Source organism: Alkalibacterium subtropicum, assembly GCF_900112455.1.
GTDB classification, from domain to species: domain Bacteria; phylum Bacillota; class Bacilli; order Lactobacillales; family Carnobacteriaceae_A; genus Alkalibacterium; species Alkalibacterium subtropicum.
Genome location: NZ_FOLT01000003.1, coordinates 209,804 through 224,240 on the forward strand (window position 1 = coordinate 209,804; position 14,437 = coordinate 224,240).

Below are 14,437 nucleotides of genomic sequence, written 5' to 3' on the forward strand. Positions count from 1 at the left end.
AATCTTTTAGCGTAAAGATTCACGAAACGTACCAGAATTGTCATTCATTCGTTATAATCCCTTTCTTCTGACAACTGCTGACTGGCAAACAGCTGATAGAGAGGGTGGGTTTGCAGCAGTTCGTGATGCTGACCCATGCCAGTCAACCGTCCCTCTTCGATAAATAGGATCTTGTCTGCATCCAATATCGTTGACAGCCGATGGGCAATGACGAAGGTCGTCCGTCCCTCCATCAGTTTGTTCAAGGCCTGTGAGACGATCCTCTCTGACTGACTGTCCAGGCTGGCTGTTGCTTCATCCATCATCAGGATCTTAGGGTCTCTTAAAAAGGCCCGGGCGATATTGATGCGCTGGCGTTGTCCGCCAGACAGCTTGATGCCGCGTTCACCGATCTCTTCATCAAGCTTATCCGGGAACTGCTCGATGAAGGTTTTTGCATAGGCCATTTCAAGTACTTCCCATAACCGGTCCTCTGTCAGGCTTTCCGGTTCCGGCAGGCCGTAACAGAGGTTTTCTCTTATCGTGCCTGACATCATCGCGTTCTCCTGCGACACATAGCCGATCTGACTGCGCCAGGACTGCAGACTGATCTCTTCGATGGGTAAATCCCCCACTCGGATCTCACCGCTGTCCGGCTTATAAAACCGTTCGAGCAGAGCGAAGAGTGTCGATTTCCCGCCCCCGCTCGGTCCGGCAAAGGCGATTTTTTCTCCCGGTCGTGTTTTAAAAGAGACCTGACTAATGACTTCCTTATCTGCTTCATAGGAAAAGCTCACGTTATCAAAGATGATCGGCAGATCGTCGATGGCGACGTCTTTCCCCTGAGACTTCTCTTCTTCTTTTTCTTCAAGAATATGAGCGATACGCTCTGTCGCACCGGCAGCTTTCTGGATCTGCATGAAAAAATTCATGAAGGTCGTGATCGGAAAAATGACCTGGAAGAGATACAGCAGGAAAGCGACCAGCTGTCCGGTCGTCATGTCGCCCCGCGCCACCCTTACCCCGCCATACCCGATGACGAAGACCATAACGCCCATCATCAACGTGTACATCAAAGGACCGATAATGGCGATATACTTGCCTTCTTTCAGACCGATGCGATACAGTTTGCCGATATTCTGCTCGCCTTTGTTTTTTTCGAAAACTTCTGCTGTCGAAGACTTCATCAGTCGGATCTCTGCGATCGTCTGCTGGACTTTTCCGGAAAACTGAGCCGTCTCGTCCTGCATCTCCCGGGAAACTCTGGCGATCCGCTTGCCTAATGGACGCGTCAGTATCAAAGCCAGCGGCACCGCTGTCAGCATGACCAGTGTCATCTGCCAGTCCATGACGATCAGGATGAAGAAAATCCCGACCAGGGTCAGGATCCCGTTGATGAACTGCGGAAAGAAGGATGAGATCAGGTTCTGCACGATGGATGTATCATTCGTCAGCCGGCTGACGATCTCTCCGGATGCATAACGGTCAAAAAATGATACCGGGAGCCTGATGATCTTGTTCCAGAGAAACTCTCTCAAACCCGCCACCACATGCTGCCCGATTTTATGCAAGACATAATTTGAAAAACCGTTGAATAAAACCTGTACGATGAAGATGCCGATGACGGCGGCGATCATCCACGGCGTAAAGAAATCGAAGGCGATGCCGTCGATAAACTGCTGGGTGGCCAGCGGGATCATCAGCTGGGTCAGTGTGGAGATGATGCTCCCAGCCAGACCGATGGCGATCAGCCCTTTGGATATATTAGTCGACCACAAAAGGCGGCTGAATTTTTTCAAATCCTGCTTGGTCGGTGTTTTGCCTTCTCTTTTTCTGTCCATTCATTCTCTCCTCAATCCCTGTCTCACTATATGTTATAACTCTTTCCTTTATTTTAACGTATCCAACTGAAGTAAGCCATTGAAAATGAAGAGGATGAGCCGCCCGGCTCATCCTCTATCCTCCTTTGTTCTTCATTCTCCAGTTTTCCTGATTATCATCCCCGACTTTTTCTGAAAAAGACAATTTTGTCGGTTGCTGTGCTGTTTTGCTGCGTATTACCGGAACTCGAAAGCCGGTGTCAGTTTCAGTTTTGAAATTGCATGCTTATTTCGGGAATTCAAGACCGAAAGTCACTTCCCCTTCCGAGAATATAGCGCTATTCCCGAAACTCACTGTTAAAAAGCGCGTGAGTTCCGCTTATGGAGTTCTATAGCACTATGTCAAAAATCAAATCGTCTGCGAGTACCGGTTATCAGCCGGTACAATAGGAACTCGCTCACTTTGGCTAATCCGGGTTACGGTTATCGGCTCTTATAATAGGAACCCATGCCCTTTACAACTACCCAGCTGGGGTTATGGCGCTTCATAACAGGAACCCGTTGACCAGCGATCGATCGAGTTATAGTTATCAGTCTCGGTAACAGGAACTCGCACACCTGCATCGCTTGAGCTACGGTTTAAGACGCTTTCCGACAGAAACTATTTGTTCTTTCCATCTAAATCAGTCAACCCCAGTGATGTTTTTCATTTAAATAGGAAAAGGAATCAGCCTGAGCTGATCCCCTCTCCATTGAATCCTTTTAAAAAATCAATTCGCTACAATATTGACCAGTTTACCAGGAACAACGATCACTTTGCGGACCGTTTTCCCTTCGATAAATTCCTGGATACGTTCATTTTCCATAGCCATCGCTTCCAGCTCATCCTTGGAGATGGAACTTGAGACCTGTGCCTTCGAACGGACTTTACCGTTCACCTGGAAGACCACGGTGACTTCGTCTTTGACCAGTTTCGTCTCGTCAAACGCAGGCCAAGGTTCGTAAGAAATGCTTTCTTCAGATCCGGTCACTTTTGCCCAAAGTTCTTCGCCCAAGTGCGGTGCTACAGGAGCCAGCATCTGAATGAACCCTTTAACGTACTCTAAAGGCAGACCTTCTGTCTTATAAGCCGCATTCGTGAAGACCATCAGCTGAGAAATAGCGGTATTGAACTGAAGAGCTTCAAAGTCTTCGGTCACTTTTTTCACCGTCTGGTGGTAGACCACTTCAAGCGACTTGTCGTTATAGGTCGTGATGCGGTCGCGAAGTTTGCCATCTTCGTCAACGAACAGACGCCAGACACGGTCAAGGAAGCGGCGTGAGCCTTCCAGTCCTTCTTCGCTCCAGGCGATCGCTGCGTCCAGTGGTCCCATGAACATCTCATAGACTCTCAGCGTGTCTGCTCCATACTGGTCGACCACATCGTCCGGATTGACGACATTGCCTTTTGATTTCGACATCTTCTCGTTGTTCTCGCCCAGGATCATCCCCTGGTTGTACAGTTTCTGGAATGGTTCTTTGGTTGGGACCAGGTCCAGATCGTACAGGAATTTGTGCCAGAAGCGCGCATACAACAAGTGCAGCACGGCATGCTCTGCCCCGCCGATGTACAAATCGACCGGCAGCCATTTTTTCAGTTTTTCAGGATCTGCCAGCATCTCTTGGTTGTCGGGATCGATGAAGCGCAGGAAGTACCAGGAGCTGCCTGCCCACTGCGGCATGGTATTGGTGTCGCGTTTGCCTTTCATGCCTGTTTCTTCATCTTCGACATTGACCCAGTCGGTGATGTTCGCAAGCGGTGATTCGCCCGTTCCTGACGGTTTGATTTCCGTCGTTTTCGGCAAGATCACAGGCAGTTCTTCTTCAGGGACTGCCTTTGTCGTACCGTCTTCCCAGTGGATCACAGGGATCGGTTCGCCCCAGTAACGCTGGCGGGCAAAGAGCCAGTCTCTCAGACGATAGGTCGTTTTTCGTTCACCGATGTTTTTCTCTTCAAGGAAGGCAATCATCGTGTCAGTGGCTTCTTCAAGTCCCATACCATTGATAAAATCGGAATTGATGTGCTTGCCGTCGCCGACAAAGGCTTCTTTCGTGGTATCGCCGCCTTCAAGGACAGGACGGACTTCCAAGTCGTACTTCTGTGCAAACTCATAGTCGCGTTCATCATGTGCCGGTACCGCCATGATCGCGCCCGTTCCATAAGAAGCCAGAACATAGTCGGCGATCCAGATCGGCATCTCTTCTTCAGTGACCGGGTTGATGGCGTAGGCTCCTGTGAAGACGCCCGTTTTGTTTTTATTCAAGTCTGTTCGTTCCAGATCGGATTTTTTATCCGCTTCTTTACGGTAGGCCTCGACCGCTTCTTTCTGTTCGGCTGACGTGATCTTGTCGACCAGATCAGATTCCGGTGCCAGTACTGCATACGTTGCCCCGAACAGGGTATCCGGACGTGTCGTGAAGACGGAGAAGGATGCTGATGAATCTTTGACGTCAAAGGTCACTTCGGCCCCTTCGGACTTCCCGATCCAGTTGCGCTGCATGTCTTTGATGTGTTCAGGCCAGTCCACGTCTTCCAAGTCTTCAAGCAGACGGTCGGCATAGGCCGTGATCTTGAGCATCCACTGTTTCATCGGCTTGCGGTAGACCGGATGTCCGCCGCGCTCTGATTTTCCGTCGATGACTTCTTCATTGGCCAGAACCGTGCCTAAAGCCGGACACCAGTTGACAGGGACTTCTGCCTGATAAGCCAGGTCATGTTCCATCAGCTTCGTAAAGATCCACTGCGTCCATTTATAGTACTTTGGATCTGTGGTGTTGATCTCTCTGTCCCAATCATAACTGAACCCAAGCGAATTGATCTGACGCTTGAAGGTCTGGATATTTTTTTCCGTGAATTCAGCCGGGTCGTTACCTGTGTCCAGGGCATACTGTTCAGCCGGCAGTCCAAAGGCATCCCAGCCCATCGGATGCAGCACATTATAGCCCTGACTGCGTTTCATCCGTGAGATGATATCCGTCGCAGTATAGCCTTCCGGATGACCGACGTGCAGGCCTTGTCCGGACGGATACGGGAACATATCAAGGGCATAAAAGAATTCCTTGTTGTCGTCTTCTGTAGCCTTGAAGGTATGATTTTCTTCCCAGAAATCCTGCCATTTCTTTTCGATATCGTGATGATTAAAAGACATGTTGTTTCTCTCCTTTTTTGATTAGCTTTTCTTAATCGTTGTTCGATGATTACAGCGACAAATAAAAAAGCCCATGGTCAGCATAATTTCACTGATCATAGGGCGTTAAATTCGCGGTACCACCTATATTTGCCGTCCGATACTCAAAGAATACCGGGCAGCCTCTTTCCTTAACGCGGAGAACGTCCTTAAGGCTCTGACACCTTAAAGCTGCATCGACTGCCGGCGAGTTCAGTTATCGTCTCGTGTATTTTCACCACCCATACACTCTCTAAGTCAGACAAATCACTTACTACTCCTGCAAAGCATTTAAATCTTGGTCTTATCATACCAAAGCTTTAAGACCGTCGCAACACTTATTTGACGCTGAATGCGTACTCGGACCGAAACCGGCTTTGATTTAAAAAAATCGTATGCGGGGGAATGTCTTTTTGGGCGTTGAGCATCTTCACAAGTGAACAGAAAAAGTGTCGTCACTTGTGAAGATGATCGTCAAACGTGAGCAGTGAGTCCTAAAATCTCCTCCACTTGTCCCGCAAACAGCTTATCGGAACAAGTGAAGCTAAAGTAACCGGTCACTTGTTCTAAATACCCTGCAACAAATCTGAACATAATTAAAAACCAGCCACGCGATACGCAGCTGGTTTTCTCATTATATCAGACCGTCAAACGCTGATTCACAAAAATCAGATCGCTTTTCAGGCCGTTCATTTCTTTCAGTTCGCTGACTGACAGGTTCAAACCTTTAGCTATGTGTGATAATGTATCGCCCGCTTTCACAGTATAGGCCTTGACTTCTGACTCTGATTTTACTAAGCCAGTCCTTTCAGGTTCAACCGCCGGGACGTTCACAGTCAGATTCTGACCGACAAAGATGATGTCACTGGTCAATGCGTTCCACTTTTTCAGCTGACTGACACTTACCTTGTATACTTTCGCAATGCGGGAAAGCGTGTCACCTGCTTTGACCTGATACGTCAAACGTGTATTTTTTTCAGGCGCGGATGATTCAGCGGGTTTTTCTGCCGCGTGTTCCTCTTCTTTTTCCTGTACTGACTCCCTGACAGTCAATTTCTGACCGACGAAAATGATGTCGGTGGTCAGTTTGTTTACTGATTTGAGATATGAAACAGTCGACTCAAAATGTCTGGCGATTCGACTTAAGGTATCCCCCGATTTTACTGTATAGGTTGCAGAGGACGTTGTTTGTTCTTTTTCAGTTTTTCCGCTGTTTTCCTTCACCGGTTTTTCAGCCGGCTTAGACGGTTCAGGCTGGGCTGTTTCTGCCTTGTCAACAGGAACGCTCAATCTCTGCCTGACGCGGATCAGGTCAGAAGAAAGGCCATTCCGTTCTTTCAGCCGAGCGACCGTCGTCTCAAAACGCCTGGCAATGTATCCCAACGTATCACCTGACTTGACGACATAGCTCGTCTCCTCTCTGTCGCTAGAGGGAGGGACCACTTCCGGCGTTTCCGGTTTTCCTTCTTTTTCAGTCACCGGCCGCTCTGATTCTGGTTTTGTATCAGGAACAGCTGAGTCTGGAAGGGTCAAACGCTGTCCGACATAGATCCGATCGGACAACAGCTTGTTGGCTTTCTGAATAGCGGCGACCGTCGTACCATAGCGTTTGGCTATCTGGGATAAGGTGTCGCCACGGACCACTCGTACGAAGGAGGCGGTTTGCTCCTCCTGGTCTTTTTCAGCGCTTTGTTCCTGGTCCGCCATAGGCTTTTTACTTTCTTCCGGTGTATTATCTGCTGCTGAGACGGTCAGCTTCTGTCCCACATAAATGACGTCTCCGGTCAGCCTATTCCATTGTTTCAGCTGAGAAACAGTGGTGCTGAAACGCTTGGCGATTTTTGAGAGCGTGTCCCCGCTGACCACCTTGTAACGGTCTGCGGTGCTTGCCGTTTCGGCCCCCTCTTTTTCCTCTTCGACTGGGACATCAGTCGGGCCATCTTCACCTTGATCCGGCTGCTCTGTGACATCTTCATCTTTGTCCCGGTGATCAGCCGGATGCTCTGGTTTTTCCAGGCCAACTTCAGACTGTTCACCGGTCGGTCCTGCTGGCACGACGAGTTCCTGTCCGACGAATATCAGATCACCGGTCAGTTTGTTGGCTGTTTTCAGCTCCCGCAGCGTCGTATTGAGCTTCTGAGCGATCCTGCTCAACGTATCACCGCTGACGACTTGATATGTCGTTGCATCTTCAAATGGATTTTCCGGTGTATCCGGCAGGTTATTTTCTGAACTGTCTTTATTCAGCTCGACGATATCAAAACGGGTCAGGTCGAACTGTTCAATGATCCTGTTCAGTTTGGATGCATAGGTCGGATCCGTTGCGTATCTTCCCTGCAGCCAAAGGGTTGCATCCCGGTAACTCGTTGTGTTCTCGGCCCAGGTCCCTGAGTAGAATGCTCCGTTGCTTCTCAAGCCTCTGCGCAGCAAGTCGGCATTATCCTGAAGGGATTCCTCGTAGGACGGGTATTTCTTGAAATCATCAATGATCGTGATCCAACCTGTACTTTTATAATATTCCTGCGTACGCTTGGCGACCGACTGTCCATTATAAGTTCCTTTTATGCCGAACAGATTATGGTTCGGTGGAGCGGATAAACTGCTCTTACCATAACCCGATTCAAGGCTCGCCTGAGCGATCATCACGGAGGCGTACAAATTCTGTTCACTGGCCACACGCTGAGCATAACCGGAAATGTTCTCCACAAACTCGGCAGGGGTGGCTAGATTGTTCAGGTCACTCGGTTTCGTCGGCTGCGGTTTCCGAGCTTCTTCTTTTCCAGCTTCGTTGACAGCCAGGACATGCCCGACAGATAACCGATTCACATCAGAGATTTTATTCAGTGCGGCGAGCGTGTTGACCGTTGTTCCGTAGGTCTGGGCGATTTTTCCTAAAGTATCACCTGACTTGACGACATAAACCAATGGTTCCTCTAAATCATCAGTTGTAGTCACCCGGCTTGTTTCAGTCTCCTGGACTTCGTCGCCCTTTTCTTGAGTCTTGCTATTTCTACCATCGACTGTGGATATACCATCCTCTGGCTTTGTGGGTTTTTCATTTTCTTCTTTCAGGTCACCGGTCAGTTTTTCATCATCAGACAAGTCGGTCTCAGTCGTTATAGACAAAGGAGTTCTTTTCTCACTGTCTGTTTTATTCTGTTTTTTGAAAACAGCATCATTAATATTTTTTTCAATTTCAACCGGTTTTTCTGACTTGGTATTCAGCTGCTGATTTAGTAAAATAGTAAATATAGTATCCAGCTGGTCGTAAGATAATGAATGATTATGTAATTGCTCCAGGATCTCGTGTCCCCCGGCCAGTTCGATCATTTTTATCAGCTGTTTTTTTATGAACTTTAATTCTTCTTCATCTTCCTGAGTCCGTCCACTGTCACTTTGAAGTGAACCTTCGGCTTCGCTATCAAGCGTGTCATTTGTATCGATCTGGTGATACTGCTCATACAGTTCCTGCAGTTTTTCTTGGTCTACATCTAATCCTTCAGCGTCTACCGCTTGAGGTGTTCCGCTCATAGTGATCAGTCCTGCGAGTATCCCGGTAGATACAAAGAGGAACCTGGTCCTGATTTTCAGCTTAGCTTTTGGTTCCAGGGGCATGTATTGTCTTTTAGTCATCAAAGTGATTGCTCCTTCCCGATATGAAACCGCTTATATTTATACATTATATCGCTCTTTTATGAAAGTTGAAATACGTAAAAAGTTCTAATTTATCTTTGTAACCTAATTGTAATATTATTCACGCTGTACTTTTATGCCCCACTTTTTCTGTAAATAACCTGCAGGGGGCAGACATTCACCGAACGACCGGCAAATCATCCCGGATCACATTTTAAAAGGAGGACACGGATATGCTGCATTCAGCACTTTCATATACACAAAATTTAATGAGGCAGGCTGTACGGATAGGCGATACCGTGATTGACGCGACTGTCGGCAACGGTCATGACACGTTGACGCTTGCCCACTGTGTCGGAGACAACGGACAGGTCATAGGTTTCGACATTCAAAAATCCGCCCTCGACACGACCCAAAAGAAACTGATCGAAGCCAAACTTGATCATCGCGTCACTCTTTACCATAAGGGACACGAAGAACTTAACGATGTCCTGTCTCCTTCTCAGGAAGTCTCCTTAGTCGTCTATAACTTAGGCTATTTACCTCATGGGGACAAATCGATCGTGACGCTTCCCGAAACGACTATAAAAAGTATCGAACAGGCATTAGACCATTTAAAACATTGTGGTCTGCTCCTGCTTATGATCTATTACGGCCATGAAGGCGGCCGGGAAGAAATGGAAGCCGTGACAGATTATGTAAAACAGCTGCCGCAGAATAAATATTCTGTTTTGAACTATCAGTTCATCAATCAGAAACACTCACCACCTTTTATGATCGCCATCGAGAAAAGGTAGGTTAGAAAAGCCTTCCTGCAAAGACTGATGGATGAAACCACAAAAAAACCATTCGATGAAAATCATCGAATGGTTTTTTCTTCTATCAGATTATTTAGATTTGATAAATGTCTTACCGATCGCTTTAGGTGCGACAGCTTTCCCGACGACACCGACCAATACGATAATAGTCAAGAGATATGGCATGATTTGCAGCCAGATCCCTGGTATGTCCTGAATAATTGGGATATAGTTCCCGATACGTGCCAGACTCTGAGCAAACCCAAAGAAGATAGCTGCTCCCATGGCGCCCAGCGGGTTCCATTTACCGAAGATCATTGCAGCCAATGAGATAAATCCTTGACCAGCAATGGTCAGGACACCAAATTCATTACTGATGGCCTGAGCCTGAATCGCACCACCGATCCCGCCTAATAATCCGGAAATCAGTACACCGGCATATTTCATGAAATAAACATTGATCCCTAACGTTTCTGCGGCATGCGGGTGTTCACCTACTGAACGAAGGCGCAGGCCAAAACGTGTTTTGAACATGACCACCCAAGAAATGACAGCTACCAGAATACCCAGATATGCTGGACCGGAAGTATTCTCGAAAAAGATCGGTCCGATCACTGGAATTCTATGCAGCAGGAATATATTAGCCCGACCGAAAGGTTCTGCCAATGGCCCTGTTTGAGCAGCACCATAAATAGCACGTGTCAGAAACACTGCCAGAGCAGGGGCAGCCAGGTTGATAACAGTACCTGAAATGATATGATCGGCACGGAGATGTACTGTCGCCACAGCGTGAATAAGCGAAAACAGGATTCCGATCAGAGCACCTGCAAGCAGTCCAAGCCATGGAGTCATGTCACCAAATGTACTTGTAAACGTCAGATTGAAGATAGCTGATGCGAAGGCTCCCATGACCATGATGCCTTCCAGCCCGATATTAACGATCCCGCCACGCTCAGAGAATGCCCCGCCTATGGCAGTAAAAATCAGTGGAGCGGCATAGATCAGAGAACTTGAAACGATCAACTGTAACAATGAAACAATATTCATGCCTATTCTCCTCCTTTTTCTGCAGTTTTACTGCTGCGCATTTTATCCAGTGCCACACGAATGATATAGTTCGCGCCGACAAAGAAGATGATTGCAGCAATAACGATATCGGCCATTTCATCTGGTACACCCGCGCGGTTAGGCATAAAGCCGGCTCCGACATCAAGGACACCGAATAAAATAGAAGAGAAGAATATTCCGATCGGATTACCTAAACCAAGCAAGGCTACGGCGATTCCGTTGAATCCTAAGCTTGGCAGTCCACTCTGAGTAAAAATGTTACCAAATGTACCCAAGCCATGAATGGCCCCACCTAATCCTGCTAAACCACCACTGATCAGCATGGATAAAATGATATTCCTCTCAGCACTCATACCAGCATAAGTTGAAGCATCCGGGTTCAATCCTACTGCTCTGACTTCAAAACCGGCTGTCATCTGAGTCATGAATACCCAATATAAAATAACTACAGCAATAGCAATGAATAACCCCATATTGATTCGTGATCCCTGTGTCAGGGTCGTTAACCAGCCGACTCTCAGGCTCGCATTCTCACTGACTCGTTCTGTTGTGTTCCCGGTAGTCAGGACACTTCTTATGATGTAGTTAGTTAAATGCAGCGCTGTATAGTTCAACATGATCGTAACGATAACTTCACTTGTGCCAAAATAAGCGCGCAAGGCCCCGGCAATACCAGCCCATACAGCACCGGCAATGATCGCAGCACCAATACTCAGCGTAAGCAGGATGATTCTTGGCAGATCAGGGAAACTTAGAGCTACCCATATGGCAGCAACCCATCCAGCCAGCAGTTGACCAGCGACACCAATATTGAAGAATCCCGCTTTAAATGCAATAGCAAACCCCAAACCAGTAAATGTCAGGACTGTAGCTTGTCTCATCGCTTCACCCATGAAGTAGGGGCTGTTGAATACACCCGCTAACATTGCCTGATACGCCTCGATCGGATTATAGCCGAAAAACAGCATTAGAAGAGCTCCAAAAATGAATCCTAAAAGAATGGATAAAGTAGGGATGAGCAAGGCATTTAATCTATTTTGATTCGTCGTTAGCAACAGTCTCACGCTCCTTTCCATCTTCTTCAGCAGTTCCGGCTGCTCCAGCCGTTCCCGCTTTAATATCTTTATTGGCTAATTCCTGTTTCGCTTTTTCAAGCGGCACACCAGCCATCAAGAGACCCAATTCATTTTCTGACGTTTCGTCTGCATTGACAACAGCAATGATTTTTCCATCGTACATAACAGCAATTCGGTCAGATACATTCATAACTTCATCTAATTCATAGCTCATAAGCAATACGCCTTTTCCATTATCCCGCTGTTCTATCAGACGCTTATGAATATATTCGATCGCACCGACATCCAGCCCACGTGTTGGCTGTGCTGCAATCAGTAAAGCAGGATTTCTGCTGATTTCACGCGCAATGATCGCTTTCTGCTGATTACCGCCAGACAGTGAAGCCGCTGTAGATTCTTCGCTTTGTGTACGGACATCGAACTCTTTGATCAGTTTCTTAGCGTATTCTTTGATTTTGTCATGTTTCAAGAATCCATTTTTGCTGAACGGTTCCTGATAATACTGTTGAAGACTCATGTTTTCTTCCAGCTTCATAGGCAAGACCAGACCGTGACGATGTCTGTCTTCAGGAATGTGTCCTAACCCGGTCTCAGTGATTTCACGGGGTTTTTTACCTGTGATATCCTGACCGTCAAGTTTGATCGTCCCCGATTCTACTTTGGTCAGACCTGTAATGGCCTGAATGAGTTCTGACTGGCCGTTGCCGTCAACACCGGCTATACCTAAAACTTCACCTGCTTTGACTTCAAGATCGATACCTTTTACTGCATCTAATCCACGAGATTCTTTTACAGTCAGGTTTTTGATTTCAAGAACAGGGCCTTTGGGCTTGCTGGCTACTTTATCGACTTTAAATGAAACAGAACGTCCGACCATCATGTCAGCCAGTTCCTGCTGAGACGTTGTTTTTACGTCGACCGTGTCGATACTCTTACCACGACGAATTACTGTACAGCGGTCAGCAACTTTTTTGATCTCATCCAGTTTATGCGTGATCAGGATGATCGATTTGCCTTCATCTGTCAGTTTTTTCATGATATCCATCAGTTCATCGATTTCCTGTGGCGTCAGCACCCCTGTCGGTTCATCGAAAATCAGAATGTCCGCTCCTCGGAAAAGTGTTTTGAGGATTTCAGCACGCTGCTGCATTCCGACCGTGATATCTTCGATACGGGCAGATGGATCGACCGTCAGTCCATAGCGGTCCGATAATTTTTTTACATCTTTTTCAGCGCCTTCTTCGTCCATCAGTCCGTAATGATGCTTCTCTTTACCTAACATAATGTTCTCAGCTACTGTAAATTTATCTACGAGCATGAAATGCTGATGCACCATACCAATACCTAACTGATTCGCTTTTTCTGGGGAATCAATTATTTCTTTCTTACCGTTTACGTATATTTCTCCTGAAGTCGGTTCTAACAATCCAGACAATATGTTCATCAACGTGGATTTCCCCGCACCATTTTCTCCTAAAAGGGCGTGAATCTCACCTTTTTCGACATTTAAATGAATATTATCATTCGCTTTGAATTCGCCGAATTTTTTTGTAATGCCTTTCATTTCTATGACTTTTTCTGTCTGTGCCACTACCGATCCCTCCCTATCTTCGTTATATTTTATAACATTACACATTATTACTTATTCAAAGTATTTGTGCAAGTGATTTAATTGAATTATTAGAAAAAGCGCCAGCCGATAGACCAGCGCTTAACTATTAACTTCTAGAACTCTGAACTTTAAAGTATTTAATTATTCTTGACTGTATGAAAATTCTGGTACTTCGATTTCTCCGTCAATGACGCCTTGACGAACTTCTTGTACGGTTGACCAAGCATCTTCAGACAGGTTACCTTCTACCAAGTCAACACCGCCTTCTTCTAAACCATAAGCAATCGTTTCACCACCAGGGAATTCACTCTCCATAGCTGTGTTAGCAGATTCCTGGATAGCTGTTCCTACTTTTTTGATTGTTGAAGTCAACGTCAGGTTTCCGCCGTCGTATTCGCCTTCTTCTTCCTGGTCACGGTCAACACCGATCACCCATAATTGAGTGTCTGGATCTGATTCCATACGGTTACGGGCTTCAGTAAATACACCGTTACCTACCGCACCAGCTGCGTGATAAATGACGTCTGCTCCGTTTGAGAACATACCCGCTGCGATCTGCTGACCAATACCTGCGTCACCAAATGATTCTGCGTACTGTACGTCTACTTCGATGCTGTCATCAACGTGAGCAACACCTGCTGTGAATCCTGTTTCGAAACGGTCGATGATCGGTCCGGCGATCCCACCGATAAATCCGACTTGGCCTGTTTCAGTTGTTTCTGCTGCTGCAACACCTGCTAAGAATGCTGCTTCATGGTCTGCAAAAGTAAGAGATACAACATTGTCGCGGTCAGAAACATCATCGACGATACCGAAGTGCTGATCCGGGTTCTGATCTGCTACCTGGTTGACTGAGTCTAGCAGCAAGTAACCAATACCATAAATAATGTCATAGCCGTCTGCTAAAGCCTGATTCAAGTTAGGCACGAAGTCTGCTGAGTCATCTGACTGGTAGTAAGCATACCCTTCGCCTTCTTCTAGTCCGTGTTCTTCGCCCCATTCCTGCATACCTTCCCAGGCTGACTGGTTGAATGAACGGTCGTCTACGCCACCTTCATCGGTGATCATTGCGATTGAAAAATCAACAGCTTCTGTATCTTCAGCTGTGTCTTCACCGGCATCTGATCCTGTATCTTCTTCTTCAGTTGCTGGCTCGTCAGATGCTCCATTTGATGCATCTTCACCTTGACAAGCTGCTAAAAGAAATGCTGATGAACCAATTGCGAGTAAACTTCTTAACTTCATT

8 protein-coding genes are annotated in these 14,437 nt (G+C 46.9%); 1 reads left to right on the plus strand and 7 read right to left on the minus strand.

Annotated features, from left to right (window positions below):
- Positions 1-44: 44 nt before the first annotated feature.
- The 3 genes from BM049_RS04475 to BM049_RS04485 form a co-directional block, all read right to left on the minus strand.
- Positions 45-1,820 (minus strand): ABC transporter ATP-binding protein, encoded by a 1,776-nt coding sequence (locus tag BM049_RS04475; RefSeq protein ID WP_091529001.1) that lies wholly within the window; start codon positions 1,818-1,820, stop codon positions 45-47.
- Between the two features lie 749 nt (positions 1,821-2,569).
- Positions 2,570-4,987 (minus strand): leucine--tRNA ligase, encoded by a 2,418-nt coding sequence (gene leuS / locus BM049_RS04480; RefSeq protein WP_091529002.1) that lies wholly within the window; start codon positions 4,985-4,987, stop codon positions 2,570-2,572.
- A gap of 657 nt (positions 4,988-5,644) precedes the next feature.
- Positions 5,645-8,638 (minus strand): muramidase family protein, encoded by a 2,994-nt coding sequence (locus BM049_RS04485; protein ID WP_091529004.1) that lies wholly within the window; start codon positions 8,636-8,638, stop codon positions 5,645-5,647.
- Positions 8,639-8,871: 233 nt separating this feature from the next.
- Between BM049_RS04485 and mnmM the strand changes: the two genes are divergently transcribed.
- The gene (gene mnmM / locus BM049_RS04490) at positions 8,872-9,435 is read left to right on the plus strand and encodes a tRNA 5-(aminomethyl)-2-thiouridylate-methyltransferase MnmM (RefSeq protein WP_091529005.1); all 564 of its coding nucleotides are present in this window, start codon (positions 8,872-8,874) and stop codon (positions 9,433-9,435) included.
- Positions 9,436-9,525: 90 nt separating this feature from the next.
- On the opposite strand, the gene BM049_RS04495 is transcribed toward mnmM, so the two are convergent.
- From BM049_RS04495 to BM049_RS04510, 4 genes are all read right to left on the minus strand, one after another.
- Positions 9,526-10,482, minus strand: coding sequence for an ABC transporter permease (locus tag BM049_RS04495; protein ID WP_091529007.1), 957 nt, complete (start codon positions 10,480-10,482; stop codon positions 9,526-9,528).
- Positions 10,483-10,484: 2 nt separating this feature from the next.
- Positions 10,485-11,561, minus strand: a complete 1,077-nt coding sequence (locus BM049_RS04500) for an ABC transporter permease (RefSeq protein ID WP_425426036.1) — start codon at positions 11,559-11,561, stop codon at positions 10,485-10,487.
- Complete coding sequence (locus tag BM049_RS04505; protein WP_091529010.1) at positions 11,536-13,170, minus strand: ABC transporter ATP-binding protein; 1,635 nt, start codon at positions 13,168-13,170, stop codon at positions 11,536-11,538. The genes BM049_RS04500 and BM049_RS04505 overlap by 26 nt, the downstream gene beginning before the upstream one ends.
- Positions 13,171-13,332: 162 nt before the next feature.
- Positions 13,333-14,436 carry a BMP family lipoprotein gene (locus BM049_RS04510; protein ID WP_091529199.1) on the minus strand — a complete coding sequence of 368 codons (1,104 nt, stop codon included), beginning with the start codon at positions 14,434-14,436 and terminating at the stop codon, positions 13,333-13,335.
- Between the last annotated feature and the right edge of the window lies 1 nt (position 14,437).